At 68.2% G+C, this 18,514-nt stretch carries 7 protein-coding genes and 4 pseudogenes; 5 read left to right on the plus strand and 6 right to left on the minus strand.

The features are described from left to right. Positions 1-15 precede the first annotated feature (15 nt). The 6 genes and pseudogenes from AC1AZA_RS05695 to AC1AZA_RS05720 form a co-directional block, all read right to left on the minus strand. A complete protein-coding gene (locus AC1AZA_RS05695) occupies positions 16-381 on the minus strand; it encodes a hypothetical protein (protein WP_476513782.1) in 366 nt (121 codons plus the stop codon). Beyond that, positions 374-757, minus strand: a complete 384-nt coding sequence (locus tag AC1AZA_RS05700) for a hypothetical protein (RefSeq protein WP_476513783.1) — start codon at positions 755-757, stop codon at positions 374-376. Before AC1AZA_RS05700 ends, AC1AZA_RS05695 begins: the two co-directional genes overlap by 8 nt. After that, complete coding sequence (locus tag AC1AZA_RS05705; protein WP_476513784.1) at positions 757-915, minus strand: hypothetical protein; 159 nt, start codon at positions 913-915, stop codon at positions 757-759. The genes AC1AZA_RS05700 and AC1AZA_RS05705 overlap by 1 nt, the downstream gene beginning before the upstream one ends. 508 nt (positions 916-1,423) lie before the next feature. After that, positions 1,424-1,831 (minus strand): annotated as a pseudogene (locus AC1AZA_RS05710) (helix-turn-helix domain-containing protein); the annotation flags it as partial. Between the two features lie 48 nt (positions 1,832-1,879). Then, positions 1,880-3,028, minus strand: a pseudogene (locus AC1AZA_RS05715) (hypothetical protein); the annotation flags it as partial. Positions 3,029-3,130: 102 nt separating this feature from the next. After that, positions 3,131-3,814: a biotin transporter BioY gene (locus AC1AZA_RS05720; protein ID WP_476513785.1), complete on the minus strand. Its 684-nt coding sequence runs from the start codon at positions 3,812-3,814 to the stop codon at positions 3,131-3,133. Between the two features lie 274 nt (positions 3,815-4,088). Between AC1AZA_RS05720 and AC1AZA_RS05725 the strand changes: the two genes are divergently transcribed. The 5 genes and pseudogenes from AC1AZA_RS05725 to AC1AZA_RS05745 form a co-directional block, all read left to right on the plus strand. Further along, positions 4,089-5,309: a biotin--[acetyl-CoA-carboxylase] ligase gene (locus AC1AZA_RS05725; protein ID WP_476513786.1), complete on the plus strand. Its 1,221-nt coding sequence runs from the start codon at positions 4,089-4,091 to the stop codon at positions 5,307-5,309. Positions 5,310-5,347: 38 nt separating this feature from the next. After that, positions 5,348-7,228, plus strand: coding sequence for an acetyl/propionyl/methylcrotonyl-CoA carboxylase subunit alpha (locus AC1AZA_RS05730; protein WP_476513787.1), 1,881 nt, complete (start codon positions 5,348-5,350; stop codon positions 7,226-7,228). Next, entirely contained in the window at positions 7,225-8,886 is a 1,662-nt protein-coding gene (locus AC1AZA_RS05735) for an acyl-CoA carboxylase subunit beta (protein ID WP_476513788.1), read from the plus strand. Before AC1AZA_RS05730 ends, AC1AZA_RS05735 begins: the two co-directional genes overlap by 4 nt. A gap of 95 nt (positions 8,887-8,981) precedes the next feature. Continuing rightward, positions 8,982-12,005 (plus strand): annotated as a pseudogene (locus AC1AZA_RS05740) (fatty acid synthase subunit beta domain-containing protein); the annotation flags it as partial. A 618-nt stretch (positions 12,006-12,623) separates the two neighbouring features. Continuing rightward, positions 12,624-18,488: pseudogene (locus tag AC1AZA_RS05745) on the plus strand (acyltransferase domain-containing protein); the annotation flags it as partial. Positions 18,489-18,514 lie beyond the last annotated feature (26 nt).

Here is an 18,514-nt window from a genome sequence, read left to right on the forward strand (position 1 = left end):
CTGGGCATTGCGCTCCTATTCGCTCTCCTGCAGGAGTTGGTCCTTGGGCGGCAGCACCGGCAGCACATCCAGACCCTGCACATTGAGCAGTCGGCTGTGATTGACCAGTGAGGTGCGCAAGAGTGGCCAAGCCGCTGTCATGGCATCGAATTTGGTAAGTGTGCGGGCACCTGCATCCAACTCGTATGAGCAAATGAAAACCGCGTAAGGATGCTGCTGGTCTTCCTCGGGGAAACATCCTACCCTGAGCTGGACGTGGACCCGATTCGGTGATTGAGCTTTGGCTTGGAGCTGTACCTTGGCCTGAATGGCAGAATCGGGTTTAACCTTTCCTGATATCTTGCCGCTTAGCTCAACCAATTGTGCCGCAATGTCACACATTGGCATGTCCCATCTCCAAGGGATGGGCCGAAGACCACGCGCTTCCGCCATACAGCATGTCGTCCATATTGGCCATGCCATCGGTCATGTTCTCGAAGGTCATGCTGACAGTTTTCCGATCCTCAAACGGGGCATGCTCCATCTTCAGCGAATGCCCGATCAGAAACAGATACCGTTTGATCTGGTCGATGGTCGGGTTGCCATAGTAGCTTTCCAACTCCGCCAGTGCCGAGTTGTCGAGACCAAGAAACCGCTTTGCTTTTTCGACGTCCACGTGGGCGAGGCGTTCGTTAACGACGGAATCCCAGAAATCCTGCCACACATCTTCATTGCGGGCGGACAACTCCATGCGTTCCTTTTCCGTCAATCGTTCCATCACTGCCTCCCCTCGTCAGCGCCGAAAACGGTTTTATCCTGCAGGCAAAACCGACATGCAACTTGCCCATGCTTGCCATCTTGCATCTTTGTATGTCCCCATTGTATATCCGCATATTCCCGTAGCAGACGAGCCGCATCTTCGCTGACGTCGTTCATTTTCCTTTCGGCCGCATCGTGCAGTTTCCTGTTGCCGCTGTTGTGAGTGTCCTTCCATACGAACCGCAAGGCAACGAAGACAGGCAATCGCTCTGCCTGTTCCGAATAGAAAAGACGGAACTGCTCGTCGAGCGCAGTGCTACCGTCCCCTCCTTTCCAATAAATGAATCGGAGCTCCCAAATGTCCGATTCATGGCGGAACGGCGAGCAGTCCGATGGCCGCAGCCTGCCTCGTGCCGCTCTTCTGATAAGGGTGAGCAGTTGGCCCTGTGCATAAAGGCAGTCAGTCATAAGTGAGATGCAGCTTGGCCTTGATCTCGGCAGCTACCTCGTTGGCAAAGACCGGCGTCTCGTCAACGGCGAGTCCGTGGAAGTCCCTGATTGTCATCGTTGAATTGGAATTGCAGCACAGGGAATCCTCCGGTCTACGCGTGTCCACATTCATCCCCGTTCCCCGATCAGAATCTATGATCGTCTCTAATGATAATACGAGCACTCTCTCGAACTGCTAGCGTGGACGCCGCGCATCCATGATGCGGCCGATCTTGATGGCGGTAAGCAGCACGTAGGCCTCGCGCGGGGTCATCGGGTCCCAGCCGGTCATTTCCACGGACCGCTTGAGCCGGTAGCGCACGGTGTTCGGGTGCACGTTGAGTTCGCGGGCGGTGACCTCCAGGGAACTGCCGGACAGCAGGAACGTGGAGACCGTGGCGAGCAGGGGATTGCCTTCGGATACGTTTCCCGCGTTCCCGCTGCCGTTGCCTGTGCTGCTGTCGCCCGCCGAGCCGCTGCCATTTCCACCGTTGCCGTTGCCATTGTTGGGCCCGCGCAGGGAAAGATACACGCTGCGGTACAGCTCCTCGCGGGCATCCTCGTCGCCGAACAGCGCACGTTCGGGCAGTACGTCGTCCGCCCGCAGCGGCCGATGCATGTCGGTCACGGCGGGCGCCACGTCCATGGTACCGATCGCCGCGCGCACCGTCGTGGCCGCACCCTCGATACCGTGGCGCAGCGGTCCCAGACACAGCGGGCGGCTGTGGGAGAAATCGTCGTCGATCGCCGCGCAGAAGTCCTCCGGCTCGCCGCCGCGCGGATTGACCAGCACGACAGTCAACCCCTCGTTCCGGCCGATCAGGCACTCGCCGCCCAGTCCTTGCACGGCGGAACGGATGTGTCGCTGCAGACGGACGGCATGGATTGCGCCGGGCTCGTTCTGCGCGCCGCTCTGGCCACCGTCCCGACTGTCGGCGTCGCCGCCGCGGCCGTCATCCAGCGCAAGCGTGCCGACGACGGCGAAGCAGTCGTACTCGACGGGCCAGCCGAGCATGGTGAGCCTGCCGGAAACATGGTGACCGGTGTCCCCGGCGGCCAGATCCTCAATGGCCAGCGCCTCCAGCCGGGCGTCCCAGTCGGTGCGCGCCTCTGCGGCGGAGGCATACACGTTGGCGGCGGAGAACGCCACCTCGCGCGCATAGTAGAGCATGGCCATGCGCGTGGCCTCCTCGCGGCCGCGCCGGGCGAATTTGCCCACGTTGCGCTCCAGAATGTCCACGATGAGCCGGGTGACGTCGAGCGCCTGCTTGAGGCTGATGGCCTTGGCGAATTCCAGCGGCGCCACGAAGAAGATATGGTCGGTGGATGGCGGCGTGCCGGTCTTGCGTGTGGAGGATGGGCCGTTCGCGGCGAGCCATGCGATGAAATCGGCCACGGCGGTTTCGATGATGAGGTTGAGCTGGTCCCGGTCGGCCGGGTTCAACGCCTGATACCACGGCAGATCCCGGTCGAGCCGTTGCTCGGCCTTGTCCACCACGATCCACACATCATTGGGCAGCTGCGGGCGAATGTCCGTTCGGGAGACCGGTTTGAAGCGGGCGGAGGAACGACCGGCAAGCTGGCTGCCCGGAATGCTTGCCGGTTCGGGCGCCTTGGCGGCGATGCGATCCCGGGAAACGGGCACGGAGGGATCCCCGGCGGACTTGACGCCGTCGGACGGTCTGTTATTGCCTCCCCAAGGTACCCATGGACTCACAGAGTATGAGTATAACGACAAAACCGGTTCACACGATGGCATCGCTGAAAACGTGTGAACCGGCAAACGAACACGTTCGCACATCGGTACGGGCGCAGAATGGCTTGATACCGACGGCGGCGCGGGAAAACGAACAAAAAATCCGGTTCACACGATGAATTGAAAACCATCGTGTGAACCGGAAATTCAGCGACGGGCCGCCAGACGGGCCACGCCGGCGGCAACCAAGGTCGCCACGACGGCCTTGACCACGTCCCCGGCCACGAATCCCATGGATGCCAGTGCGACAGTCGCGAGCGGGACGCCGGTGAACGCGGACTGGACGATGAAGCCGAACGCATACACCACGCCCACGCAGCCGACCAGAGCTGCGGCGAACAGGCGGACGAGCCGAAGCACAACGGCCAGTGCCCGGTGCTTGGTTGCACGGCCGGAAGCGGGAGCCGTGGCCCGCCCCTTGAGCAGTGCGGTGGCTACCACGCCCGGCAGGAAGCCGATGAGGAAGCCAGCGCTCGGGCCGAGCAGCGCGGCCGTGGAAGCGCCGCCCGCGAACACCGGCAGTCCCGCTGCGCCGGCGGCCAGATACACGGCGACGGCGGCGCCGGCCTCGCGCCAGTTCAGGGTCAGCGCGGCCAGCATGACCACGAAGGTCTGCAGCGTGATCGGCACTGGCGTGCCGGGAATCGGAATCTGACCTGCGGCCGCCGCACCCCACAGCAGCACGGCGAACAGCGCCACGCGGCCTGCGGGAGCCAGGGCGCGGATGAATGCCGGGCGTTCGGCGGCATCACGCGCTACGGTGGCGGCAGCGGAAGTTGCGGCGGCCGATGCGGGAACCGCCTCGACGGTGCGGTTGCGATTGACGGACATGATGGTTTCCTTTCTATGAGACGCCAAAGCGCTGGATGCACAAGCGCTGGTGTGCAGACGCTGGGGCGCTACAGGCGGCACCGGGCAGAAGGCCCCGCGGTGTGCAGCCTTCATGGCCGGCACGGTGTACGCTACGGGCGTGCCCGCGAAGGTTACGGTCCATCGTAGGGCCGGCACGGCTACGGAGGCGTTTGTGGGAATCCACAAAACCGAAGCGCTGTTTTTGTCGGACCCCGCCATGACCGTCTTGCCGGGCCCGGTCTAGGTTGAGAACATGACCGTTTTCGTCCCTGCCATGCCGCGTACCGCGCAGGCCGTCGATGCCTTCGACGCGCTCGCCGAGGTGGATTCCACCAACGCGGAGCTGCGCCGCCGCTGCCTTGCCGCGGACCCGTTCGTGACGGGCCTTGCGGCTCAGGCATCGGCTCAGTCGGCAATGAATTGGGCTGGGACGGAACAGGGGGAAGGCATGCGGGGAGGCGTCGCGGTCGGCGCGCTCGCCGCACAGGCTCAGGTGGGCGGCCACGGGCGGTTGGGGCGCTCGTGGACCGCACGCCCGGGCGAATCGTTCGTCATGTCGTTTCTGGCGGTGTTGCCGCGAGATCTGGTGTTTGGCGAATTCTCCGGCTGGCTGACCATGGCTGCGGGCGTGGCTGCCGCGGAAGGCGTGACGACCGCGTTGCATCGGACGGGTGCGCATGCGCTGGAGGACGGCACGGCCGTGAGGCTCAAGTGGCCGAACGATGTGTTCGTCGTCAGCCCGGACCGTGGCCCGGGCGCCGGCCATGAGGACGGCGAGAATGACCGGCACGGTGAGAAGGGCGAGAAACTGGGCGGCATCCTGACCGAGGCGGCCGAGTTGCCGTTGCCCGGTAGCCTCGGGCGGCCCGGCGAATCCGCACGTACCGCACGGATTGGCTCGCTCGCCGCTCCCGCCGCCGACGGGTTTCTCCGGACCGCCGTTCCCGGCCGTTCAGCCGTGCCGGATGGAGCGGAAGATACCGGCGCGGAAGATGCCGGAGCAGGGAACGCCGCCGCAGCGAACATGGTCGCCTTCATCGTCGGCATCGGCCTGAACCTCGGCATTCCCGCCGATCGCCTGCCCACGGACCTCGCCACCTCGCTGCAGCTGCACTACGGCCCGCTGCCCGGCTTCGACGAGCTGCGCGATCTGATCGGCGAAGGCATCGCCGTGGCCCTGCGTCGCGAGCTCACCGCTCTGGCGGCTCCGCAGTCCGCCGTTCCGCAGTCCGCCGCCTCGCAAAACGCCGCGCGACGGGTCGCCGCCCGCGACCTGTACGACCGCATGGTCCCGCTGTGCTGGACGCTCGGTCGCCCGGTCGAGGCGCGGACCGTGGACGGTTCCGTGCTGCACGGCACGGCGGAACGCCTCGGATCCGATGCCTCGCTAGTCGTGAGGGACGACACGGGCCGGGAGCGCGTGGTGCATACCGGGGACGTGGGCGTGCTGGATGGGCAAACCCGGCACGCATAACAGTCCCGGCACACGCAAGGGCAACAGGAAAGGAACGCATGAAGAAACTGCTGGTCGCCAATCGCGGCGAGATCGCGTTGCGCGTGGTGCGCACGGCCCAGGAGATGGGTATCGCCACCGTGGCCGTCTACGCCGATCAGGACCGTGACGCCCAATACGTGCAGATGGCCGACGAAGCCTATCTGCTCCCCGGCGACACGTACCGCGACACGTATCTGAACGAGGATCTCCTCATCGACATCCTGCACCGCTCGGGCGCGGACGCCGTGCACCCCGGCTACGGGTTCCTCTCCGAGGTGGCGGACTTCGCCCGCAAGGTGCAGGAGGCCGGCGCGATATGGGTGGGACCGGCCCCGCAGGCGCTCACGGCGCTGGGGGACAAGATCAGCGCCAAGCATGTGGCCGCCCGCGCCAAGGTGCCGTCGATCCCCGGCATTGCGGAACCGGTGAAGGACATCCGCACGCTGCTCGACTTCGCGCACACGCACGGCTACCCGATCATGATGAAACGCACGGACGGTGGCGGAGGCCACGGCATCACCGTGGTGCGCAACGACGACGAGATGCGCGGCTTCTACCTCAACCACGATGCACTGCAGGGCGGCGACCTCAACGAGTACTTCATCGAGAAGTTCATCGACCGCTCACGCCATGTGGAGACCCAGTCGGGCCGCGACAGTCACGGCAACTTCACCGTGTACTCCACGCGCGACTGCACGGTGCAGCGGCGCAACCAGAAGCTCATCGAGGAGGCCCCTGCCCCGTTCCTCGACGGAGACACGCTGCGTCGGCTCGTCGGCTACTCGCGCCACCTGTTCGAGGAGGTGGACTACGTAGGTCTCGGCACCTGCGAGTTCATGGTCACCCCGGCCGGCAAGGTGTACTTCCTGGAGGTCAATCCGCGTCTGCAGGTGGAGCACACCGTCAGCGAGGAGGTGTCCGGGCTGGACCTGGTGCGCGAGCAGCTCACCATCGCGGACGGCGGCGAGCTCACCGAGGCGCCCGCCCCGCGCGGCCACAGCTTCGAGCTGAGGATCACGTGCGAGGATCCGGCCACGAACCTTACGCCGAGCTCCGGCACGCTCACCCGGCTCGTATGGCCGTCCGGCCCGGGCATCCGCGTCGATTCCGGCGTCGAGGAGGGGGACACGGTTTCCCCGAAGTTCGATTCCATGATGGGCAAGCTCGTCGTCACCGCACAGAACCGCGAGGCCGCCGTGGCCCGCGTGCGCCGCGCCCTGCGCGAGCTGACGGTGGAGGGCGTGCCCACCCCGGCCAACCTGTACGCGAAGATCTTCGCGGACCCGTGCTTCACCGCCGAGCGCGGTCATCCGTTCGACGTGAGCACCAAGTGGTTGGAGCGCACGTACCTCAACCGCGAGCCGCAGGCCGTGAACACCGGCCAGCCGGCCTCGCTCGCCGCCCCGTCCGCCGAGCAGGAGCGCCCCGTCACGGAGACGTTCGTGATCGAGGTGGACGACCGCCGCGTCAAGCTCACCGTGCCGCAGGAGATCGTGGACAGCTTGACCGGTTCCCCGCGCTTCCAGCACGGCGGCGAGCGCAGGCCCACGCAGCCGTTGCGCGGTTCCGGGTTGCACGGTGCGGACCCGGCGGTCCGACGCGCGGACGAGTCGAAGTCAGGCGTGATCGCCTCGCCCATGCAGGCGGTGGTCACGCGCATTCCCGTGGCGGAGGGCGAGCAGGTAGCCAAGGGCGACCTGCTGGTGGTGCTCGAATCCATGAAGATGGAGAACTACGTGTACGCCCCCGTCCGGGGCACGGTCACCAAGATCTTCGTGTCCCCGGGAGACGGCGTGGAGGCCGGGGCGACGCTCGTCACGCTGGACGTGAATGCCGCCGCCAAGCCCGGTCAGACAGCCGCCCCCGGCCCGGCAGCGGCAGGGAAGGAGCAGTCATGACGGACATCATCAGCGCCCCGGCCACGCAGCATGCGCTCGCGGACGCGGGCAGGACCGCCTCCGCCGCAGGCCCCGGTCAGGCCTCCGCATCTCCGGTGGCCTCCGCATCGCAGCGCCAGCCGCTGCGTCAGGCCGTGGTGCGCGCCGCCCAGCTCGCCCGCGACGCCGAGGAGCACGCCCGCACCCGCCAGCACGCCAAAGGCAAACACACCGCGCGCGAACGGCTCGACCTCCTGTTCGACACCGGCACGTTCGAGGAGATCGGCCGCTTCGCCGGCGGCAACATCAACGCCGGTGTGGCCGGCAGCGCGGTTATCACCGGATTCGGCGAGATCTACGGACGCAAGGTGGGCGTGTACGCGCAGGACTTCTCCGTCAAGGGCGGCACGCTCGGCACGGCGGAGGGCGCGAAGATCTGCCACCTCATGGACGTGGCGCTGAGCCTCAAGGTGCCGGTCGTGGCGATCGTGGACTCCGGCGGCGCGCGCATCCAGGAGGGCGTGGCCGCGCTCACGCAGTATGGGCGCATCTTCCGCAAGACCTGCGAGGCGAGCGGCTTCATCCCGCAGATCTCGCTCATCCTCGGCCCCTGCGCGGGCGGCGCGGTCTACTGCCCGGCGCTGACGGACCTCATCATCATGACCCGCGAGCATTCGAACATGTTCGTCACCGGGCCGGACGTGGTCAAGGCCGCCACCGGCGAGACGATCAGCATGGACGAGCTCGGCGGCGGGTACGTGCACAACGCGGTCTCCGGCGTGGCGCACTATCTGGCGCAGGACGAGGCGGACGCCATCGACTACGCGCGTACCGTGCTCGCCTACCTGCCGTCCAACAGCGACGAGCAGCCGCCCGTCTACGCGTTCGGCTCGGGCCGCACCGAGCGCGAGGCCGCCAAGAGGCTCGCCTCCATAGTGCCGGACAACGACCGCCAGCCCTACGACATGCTCGAGGTGATTCGCGCGATCGTGGACTACGGCGAGTTCGTGCAGGTGCAGGAACTGTTCGGCGCCTCCGCGGTGGTGGGCTTCGCATGCATCGACGGTCACCCGGTGGGCGTGGTGGCCAACCAGCCGAACGTGCGCGCCGGCATCCTCGACGTGGACTCCTCCGAGAAGGTGGCCCGGTTCGTGCGCCTGTGCGACGCGTTCAACCTGCCGGTCGTCACCCTGGTGGACGTGCCCGGCTACAAGCCCGGGTCCGATCAGGAGCATGCGGGCATCATCCGCCGCGGCGCCAAGGTGATCTACGCGTACGCCAACGCGCAGGTGCCCATGGTCACCGTGGTGCTGCGCAAGGCGTTCGGCGGCGCGTACATCGTGATGGGCTCCAAGGCGATCGGTGCGGACATGAACTTCGCGTGGCCCACCTCGCAGATCGCCGTGCTCGGCGCGACCGGCGCGGTGAACATCATCCACCGCAAGGACCTGCTCAAGGCCAAGGAGGCCGGCAAGGACGTGGATGCGCTGCGCCGGCAGCTGGCCGACGACTACGAGCGCACCACCGTCAACGCGAACCTTTCGCTGGAGATGGGCGAGATCGACGCGATGATCGACCCGGAGCAGACGCGCGAGGTGATCGAGGAGTCGCTGCGGCTCCTGGCCGGCAAACGCCGCGTGCGCCGCACCGGCAAGCACCACGGCAACCAGCCGCTGTAGCACGCCGTCGCCCCGCCCCCGCCCTCCCCACAACCCACGTACTCGATTTTTCTGAAGCACGCAACCAGTAGAACACAAGGAATACAAGGAACACCATGACAGACGCATTCTTCCTCACCCGTCTCGCCGGCCAGCCGCACGCGCTGGCCTTCGCCGGCCAGTCCACCCCGTGGCCGGTCGCGCTCGCGGACGAAACCGCCGACCCGACGCTGGACGCGACCCTGCGCGCCCACGCCGCCGAGGCCCGCCGCATCCTCACCCCGGTGGCCGCTGACCTGCTTGCCACCACCGGCCGGCCCGTGGACCTGTTCGGCTTCGAGCCGAACCCGGCCCGCCTCGGCGCCGCGGCAGACGCCCCCGCCAGCGTGCCCGGCATCGCGCTCGCCCAGCTCGGCGCCCTGCTCGACGCCCGCGGCCTCGGCTACGACGTGGCATCCGCCGAACCGCTCGCCGTGCTCGGCCACTCGCAGGGCATCCTTGCGGTGCACATGGTGCAGGCCGTGCGCCGGGCCGGATCCTTCGAGGCCGCGGCCGGCGCGATCGACGAGATCCTCGCCATCGCCACGCTCATCGGCGTGGCCGGCACCCGTCAGGCGCGCATGCTCGCCCTGCATTCGCGCTCCGGCGAAGCCACCCCCATGCTCAGCGTGAAGAACGCCACGCTGGGGCAGGTGAACGCGCTGATCTCCCGCGTGGTCAATCCGCGCGGACCCATCGCCATCGCCGTCACCAACTCCGCCAGCCACTACGTGCTCTCCGGCTACCCGGAGGATCTGGGCGCCTTCGAGGTGGAGACTGGCAAGGAACACGCCCGTGGAGCCAAGCTGCGCGAGGAGAAGGTGCGCGGCGGGCGCGTGTTCAACCCCACGCTCGAATATCTGGACGTGACGCTGCCGTTCCACTCGCCGCTCATGGCGGATGCCGTCGAACAGACCGTCGCATGGGCCGAGGCGTGCGGCATCGACGCCGAGCACGCGCGCGAACTGGCGAACGAGGTGCTGCTCAACCACGTGGACTGGGCGGCCCGTGTGCGCGAAACCATGCAATCCGTCGATCCGGCCACGCTGTGGGTGGTGGACTTCGGCCCCGGCACGATTGTCGGCAAGCTGCTCGCCACCGTGGCGCAGGGCACAGGCGTGGGTGTGGTGGACGCCTCCACCACGGCCGCACGCGCCGCGCTGTCCACGCTGGAGGGCGAGCCGTCCCGCGCGCAGAACTGGGCGCGCTTCGCCCCGCGCGTGGTCAGGACGCCCGCCGGAAACAAGGTGGTCACCGCGTTCAGCGATCTGACGGGAAAGCCCCCGGTGCTGCTCGCCGGCATGACGCCCACCACCGTGGAGCCGGAGATCGTGGCTGCGGCCGCCAACGCCGGCTACTGGGCCGAGCTCGCCGGCGGCGGCCAGGTGACCGCCGAGGTGTTCGACCGTCACGTGGCCGGGCTCGAGAAGGAGCTCGAGGAGGGCCGCACGGTCGAGTTCAACGCCATGTTCATGGACCGCTACCTGTGGAACCTCCAGTTCGGCTCGCAGCGCATCGTGCCGAAGAAGCGTGCGTCCGGCGCCCCGATCGACGGCGTGATCGTCTCCGCCGGCATCCCCGAGCAGGACGAGGCCGTGGAGTTGGTGCACCGGCTCAACGCGGATGGCTTCCCGTACGTGTGCTTCAAGCCCGGAACCGTGGAGCAGATCCGTGCAGTGGTGCGCATCGCCAAGGCCGTCGCCCCGGCGAAAGTGATCGTTGAGGTGGAGGGCGGTGCGGCCGGCGGCCACCACAGCTGGGAGTCGTTGGATGATCTGCTCACCTCCACGTACGCCGAGGTGCGCGAGCAGCCGAATCTGGTGCTCGTGGCCGGCGGCGGCATCGGCACCCCGGAACGCGGCGCCGACTATGTCACCGGTTCCTGGTCGCTCGCCTACGGCCTGCCCGCCATGCCGGTCGACGGCGTGCTCGTGGGCACCGCGGCTATGACCGCCAAGGAGGCGCACACCAGCCCTCAGGTCAAGCGCATGCTCGTCGAAACCCCGGGCATCGATCCGTCCGCGGCGGACAGCGATCCGTTCGCGCCGATCGGCGAACGTTGGGTGCCGTCCGGCAAGTCCGTGGGCGGCGTCGCCTCCGGCCTGAGCCACCTGCACGCGGACATCTACGAGGTGGAGAACGCCTCCGCCCGCTGCGGCCGTCTGCTCGTGCGCGTCATGAAGCATCCGGAGGAACTGGAGTCCCGCCGCGAGGAGATCATCGAGGCGCTTGACGCCACCGCCAAGCCGTACTTCGGAGACCTCGCCTCCATGACGTACCTCGACTGGGCCCGCCGCTTCGCCGCACTGGCCTTCCCGTGGGTGGACCCGACCTACGCGGACCGGTTCCTGCACCTGCTGCAGCGCATCGAGGCCCGCGTGCGCGATCAGGAGTCCGGCGAGTTCTCCTCCCTGTTCTCCGGCCGCGCGGACGTGGAAGCCGACCCATCCGCCGCGATCGACCGCCTCGCCAAGGCGTACCCGGCCGCCGGCGAGCTCAAGGTGGTGCCGGCCGACGTGGCCTGGTTCCCCGTGCTCGTGCGCGAATACCCCAAGCCTATGCCGTTCGTGCCGGTCATTGACAACGACCTACTGCGCTGGTGGGGTCAGGACCAGCTGTGGCAGTCCGAGGATCCGCGCTATTCCGCGGATTCCGTGCGCGTGATCCCCGGCCCGATCTCCGTGGCCGGCATCACTACGGTGGATGAGCCGATTGCGGACATTCTGGGCCGCTTCGAGCATGCGATGGTGGAGCGCGTGGCCGGTGCCGCGCAAACCGAGTCGGCCGAGCCTGCGCAGTCCGCCGAGGCGTTCGCCACGCTGGGCACCGCATCCGACGCAGAGGCGTTCATCCGCCGCAGCCCGAACATCTCCTGGGTCGGCCACCTCATGGCCAACCCCGCCTACGGCACGCCGGACGGCGACACGGCCTACGAAATCCGCCACGTGGAGCGCACGCCCCGCGGTGACCTGTTCGACCTCGACATCCATCTGGACACCTACTGGGACAACGATCCGGACGGCGGGCTGACCAAGCACGCCGTGCGCGACATCGTCATCCCGCTGCTGGTGCGCGGCACCGAGCCCGGCCTTGCACCGGTCGTGGACCGCGAAACCCTGCCCGAACACGTGTACGCCATGCTTGCCGCCACCGCGGGCGTGGGCAACACCGCCATCACCGGCGATCGGATCGAGGCCATGCCCGAGGTGGACACGTCCGCCGCCGGCAAGGACGGCGATCGTCCGTTCGGTACCGTGCACGCCGGCTACACCCTTGCCGCGAACCTCGGCTTCGACCACGAGGCGGCCACCGGCGGCGCACTGCCCGCCAGCCTCGTGCCCTCGCGCATCGCCCCGGACGCGCTCGTCGGCCCCGCATGGCCCGCCATCTACGCGGCCCTCGGCTCCGTGACCGTCAACGGCTTCCCGATCATCGAAGGTCTGCTCAACGCCGTCCATCTGGACCACCTCATCGCGCTCGAGGAACCCGAAAGCGAACTTCTCAAGCACGTAGGAGAGCAAGTCAGCCTCACCGGCTGGGCCGAGGACTACGCGGAATCCGCATCCGGCCGCGTGGTCACCATCCACGTGATCCACGCCGTGCAGGACGGCACCGTGCTCGCCCGCGAGACCGAGCGCTTCGCCATCCGCGGCCGCGCCTACTCGGACGCACTGCCCGCGGACGCCCCCGAATACGGCGGCATCGAGGCGGACGTGCTGCCCACCCCGCGCCGCCTGCTGCGCCGCGTCACCGTCACCGCCCCGGAGAACATGACCGCGTTCGCCCGCACCTCCGGCGATTTCAACCCGATCCACACTTCCGTGCGCGGCGCCGCCGTGAGCGGACTGTCCGCCCCGCTCGTGCACGGCATGTGGCTGTCCGCCACCGCCCAGCACGCCGCCCAGGCCACGGACGGCAAGGGCGCCCACTACGAGATCGCCGGCTGGACGTACAACATGTACGGCATGGTCCAGCTGAACGACAAGGTCGAGATCAGCGTGGAACGCGTGGGCAAGGTGCGCCACGGCGGCATGGTGCTGGAAGTCACCTGCCGCATCGCCGGCCAGCTCGTCTCCCGCGGCACCGCCGTGGTGCGCGCACCCAAGTCCGCGTTCGTCTACCCCGGCCAAGGCATCCAGAAGCAGGGCATGGTGCTCGACGAACGCGCCAAGTCGCCCGCCGCCCGCGAGGTGTGGGAGCGCGCCGACCGGCTCACTCGCTCCAAGCTCGGGTTCTCGATCCTCGCCGTCGTGCGCGACAACCCCAAGGAACTCACCGCTAACGGCGTCACCTACCGCCATCCGGAAGGACTGCTCAACCTCACGCAGTTCACGCAGGTGGCGCTCTCCACCGTGGCGTTCGCCCAGACCGCACGCCTGCGCGAGGCCGGCAGCGACATCTGGCCCGCCTACTTCGCCGGCCATTCGCTGGGCGAATACAACGCGCTGAGCTCCTTCGCCGGCATCATTCCGCTGGAGACCGTGCTCGAACTCGTGTTCCACCGCGGATCCACCATGCACCACCTCATCGAGCGCGACGCGCAGGGCCGTTCCAACTACCGCATGGGCGCCCTCAGGCCCAACCAGTTCGGCGTGGGCGACCGTGACGTCAAGGCGTACGTGGAGTCCGTGGCCAAGGCGAGCGGCGAGTTCCTGCAGATCGTCAACTACAACCTTGCGGGCGCCCAGTATGCCGTGGCCGGTACGATCGCGGGCCTCAAGGCGTTGCAGGCGGACGCGAACCGCCGTGCCAAGGAGGCTGGCGGCAAGCCGGCGTTCATGCTCGTGCCCGGCATCGACGTGCCGTTCCACTCCACGCTGTTGCGCAAGGGCGTGCCGGAGTTCCGCGACAAGCTCGACGCCCTGCTGCCCAAGCACATCGACTACCGGGGCCGTCTGGTGGGCCGCTACATTCCGAACCTCGTGGCTGCCCCGTTCGAGATGACCCGCGAGTTCGCGGCGAAGATCCTCGACGTGGTGCCTTCCGAACGCATCCGTGAGGCGCTCGAGAACCAGTCCGTGTGGGATTCCTACGCAGCGGACGACCAGAAGCTCGGCCGTCTGCTCCTGACCGAACTGCTCTCCTGGCAGTTCGCCTCCCCGGTGCGCTGGATCGAAACGCAGGCACTGCTCTTCGGCGACGAATCCCGCGGCGGACTCGGTGTGGAGGAGTACGTGGAGGTGGGTCTCGGCAACGCGCCGACGCTCGCCAACCTCGGTTCCAAGACCCTGCGCCTGCCCGACTTCAAGCACCGCCATGTGACCGTGTACAACGTGGGCCGCGACGAGGGCCGCGTCTACATGACGGATTCGGACTCGCTGGTGAGCGAGTCCGAATCCGTGGCTGAGCCGACAGGCGGACGTGACAGCGTCCGCTCCGGCGGCGCAGCCGCCGCACCTGCCCAGCCCGCCGCCGCTCCCGCCGTTGCCTCGACTCCGGCCCCCGCCGCCCAGCCCGCGCCGGCCGCCGCAGCCCCCGGCTCCGCCGTCGCCGAACTCGGCTCCGCGCCCGCCGGCCCCGTGGACGATCTGCCCTTCAAGGCATCCGACGCGATCGGCGTGCTCATGGCCTACTCCGCCAAGGTGCGTCTCGACCAGATCGGCGCAAACGACACCACCGACACGCTCACCAACGGCGTGTCCTCCCGCCGCAACCAGCTGCTCATGGACATCAGCTCCGAGCTCGGCGTGGCCAGCGTGGACGGTGCCGCCGAGGCGACGCTCGTGCAACTCGCCCAGCTCGTCAACAAGGTGGCACCGAACTACAAGCCGTTCGGCCCGGTGCTCTCCGAGGCGGTGCGTGACCGTCTGCGCGCCCTGTTCGGAGCGGCCGGCGTCAAGCCCGCGCACATCCGCGAACGCGTGACCGGCGTGTGGCAGCTCGGCGAAGGCTGGGTGGCCGCCGTCACCGCCGCGCTCCTGCTCGACACCCGCGAGGGCGCCAGCTCGCGCGGCGGCGACCTCGCCAAGCTGCCCACCGGAGCCGTGGCCAACGCGGCCGGCGCGGACAAGCTCATCGACGACGCGGTCGCGCTGGTCGGCCAGACCAAGGGCGTGGCCGTCTCCAAGCCCTCCTCCGGTGCGGGCGCGGGCGGTGCGGTGGTCGACTCCGCCGCACTCGACGCCTTCGCCGAGAAGGTCACCGGCAAGGACGGCGTGCTCGCCGCCACCGCGCGCTACGTGCTGCGCGAACTCGGCCTGAACGAGCCGGCCGTCGAGCCCGGCGAGGACGAGAACGCCGCCGTGGTGGCCGCCGTGGACGCCGAGCTCGGCTCCGACTGGCCCAAGCAGGTCGAACCCCGCTTCGACGCCAACAAGACCATCCTGTTCGACGACCGCTGGGCCTCTGCCCGCGAGGATCTGGCCCGCGCGTTCTACGGGCGCAACACGGCCGAACTCGACGGTTCGTTCCTGGGCCTCGGCAAGGCCGTCGCTGCGGAAGCGCAGTGGTACGCCGCGAAGACCGCCTCCGCTGCAGGCACCGACGCGGATCCGGACCTGTCCTCCGCCTTCGCCCGCGTGGCCGCGGAAGCGCTCGAATCCGCTGCGGACGATCCCGCCGCCAGCCGCTTCGCCGGCGAGGTGGCCGTGGTGACCGGCGTATCCGCCAACTCCATTGCCGGCGAGGTCGTGTGCGGCCTGCTGGCCGGGGGAGCGACCGTGATCGCCACCTCGCACAGCTTCCGCCCGTCCGTCAAGGCATGGGCCAAGCGCGTCTACCGCGAGCACGCGGCCGGCGAGGCCAAACTGTGGCTCGTGCCCGCCAACCTGTCCAGCTACCGCGACGTGGACGCGCTCGCCGCCTGGGTGGGCAACGTACAGAAGAAGGTCAACGGGGCCACCACCACCATCCTCAAGCCCGCCTATGAGCCGAGCCTGTTCTTCCCGTTCGCCGCCCCGCCGGTGCACGGCACGCTCGCCGACTCTGGCCAGCTGTTCGAATCGCAGGCGCGCCTCATGCTCTGGGGCGTGGAGCGTGCGATCGCCGCACTGGCCGCCATCGGCGCGGACACCGACGTGCAGCACAGGCTTCACGTGGTGCTGCCCGGCTCCCCGAACCGCGGCGTGTTTGGCGGCGACGGCGCCTACGGCGAGGTCAAGTCCGCCTTCGACGCGATCGTCAACCGCGCCCGCGCCGAGCGCAACTGGTCGTCCCGCGTCACCTTCGCCCACCCGAAGATCGGCTGGGTGCGCGGTACCGGTCTCATGGGCGGCAACGACCCGCTCGTCGCCGTCGTGGAACGCCACGGCATCCACACGTACTCCACTGCGGACATCGCCGGCAAACTGCTCGACCTGTGCACCGTGTCCGCCCGTGCGGACGCCGTCAAGGCGCCGCTCGACGTGGATCTGACCGGAGGCCTGGGCAATGAGCCGATCGACATCCGTGCGCTGAGGAAGGAAGCGCAGGAGGATGCGGCCGAGCGTGGTTCCGCCAAGGCTCTGTCCGCCGCGACGGGGGCCGCGAGCGGGAACGGGAACACGCAGGATAAGGATGGCGCTACGAAGAGTCCACTGGACTCTTCGCTCGACGCGCCCTGTGGGCAGCGGATCAAGGCGCTGCCCACACCTCACGTTCCTCACCAGCCGGGGGTGAATCTGGACGACTGGAAGTCCGTGACCGCGCGGCCCGAGGACGAGATCGTCATCGTATCCGTGGGCGAGCTGGGCCCGTGGGGCTCCGGCCGCACGCGCTTCGAGGCCGAACTGGGCATCCATCCGGACGGCACGGTCGATCTGTCCGCCGGCGCGGTGCTCGAACTCGCCTGGAACATGGGCCTGCTCACTTGGCAGGACAGCCCCAAGCCCGGCTGGTACGACACGGACGGCAATCTTGTGCCCGAGGAGGACATCGCCGAACGCTACCACGACGAGGTCGTGGCCCGCTCCGGCATCCGTCCCTTCGACGAGGGCATGGGCGGCGACTACAAGGACGGCGCGGACGAGGAGGAGGCCGAGGTCTATCTGGACCACGACGTCACCTTCACCGTGCCCAGCGAGGACGTGGCCCGCGAATACGTCAAGCTCGACGAGGCCCACACGTCCGTCGAACGCGACGAGGAATCCGGCGAATGGACCGTCGTCCGCCACGCCGGCTCCATGATCCGCGTGCCCCGCCGCGCCACCATGACCCGCACGGTCGGCGGCCAGTTCCCCAAGGGCTTCGACCCGGTCAAGTGGGGCATCCCCGCCTCCATGGTGGGCGACGTGGACGAGATCGCGCTGTGGAACATCGTCACCACCGTGGACGCCTACCTCGCCGCCGGCATCACGCCCGCGGAGATCCTCCAATCCATCCACCCCTCGCTCGTCGCCAGCACGCAGGGCACCGGCTTCGGCGGCATGCGCTCCATGCGTAAGCTGTACCTCGACCGGTTCCTCAACCACGAGATCCCTACCGACATCCTCCAGGAGGCACTGCCGAACGTGGTGGCTGCGCACGTCATGCAGTCGTACATCGGCGGCTACGGCAACATGGTCCAGCCGGTCTCCGCCTGCGCCACCGCCGCGGTCTCGCTCGAGGAGGGCTTCGACAAGATCGCCCTCGGCAAGGCCGACTTCGTGGTCACCGGTGCGATCGACGACATCGGCGTGGAATCCGTGATCGGCTTCGGCAACATGAACGCCACCGCCAACTCCGCGGAAATGTACGGCAAAGGCATCGACGCGCGGTTCTTCTCCCGTGCGAACGACCGTCGCCGCGGTGGCTTCGTGGAATCCCAAGGCGGCGGCACGATCCTGCTGACCCGCGGTGACATCGCGCTGAAGCTCGGTCTGCCGGTCGCCGGCGTGATCGGCTACGTGCACAGCTTCGCGGACGGCGCCCACACGTCCATCCCGGCCCCGGGCCTCGGCGCCCTCGCCGCCGGCATGGGCGGGCGCGACTCGAAGCTCGTGCGCGACCTTGCCCGCCTCGGCGTCACCCCGGACGACATCGCCGTGGTCTCCAAGCATGACACGTCCACCAACGCCAACGACCCCAACGAGTCCGAGCTGCACAACACGCTGGCCCATGCGATCGGCCGCACGGACGGCAACCCGCTGTTCGTCGTCTCGCAGAAGACCCTCACCGGCCACGCGAAGGGCGGCGCCGCGATCTTCCAGATCAACGGCCTCACCCAGTTGTTCGCCTCCGGCGTCATCCCGGCCAACGCATCGCTCGACTGCGTGGACCCGAAGCTCTCCCGCGACGACCACATGGTCTGGCTGCGCACGCCGCTGCACGTCGGCGCGGGTGCGGTCAAGGCAGGACTTGCCACGTCGCTCGGCTTCGGACACGTGTCCGGCTTCGTCGCGGTGGTCAACCCCGGTGCCTTCGAAGCGGCCGTAGCCCACACCGCGGGCGAGGATGCGCTGCAGGCCTGGCGCGAGCGCGCGAACGACCGTCTCGCCGCCGGCCAGCGCCGCCTCGAGGAAGGCATGATGGGCCGCGCCGCACTCTACGAGCCGATCGAGGGCCGCCGTTTCCGCGAGGACGGCACCAAGCTCGCGGACGGCTCGCGCTACAACGCGCACGAGGTGGAGAAGGCCATGCTGCTGAATCCTGACGCTCGCCTCGGCGAATCCGGCTTCTTCGAAGCCTGATTCGTTCGGCTCGCGTCAGGATTCCC

Source organism: Bifidobacterium sp. LH_389 (genome assembly GCF_056357235.1).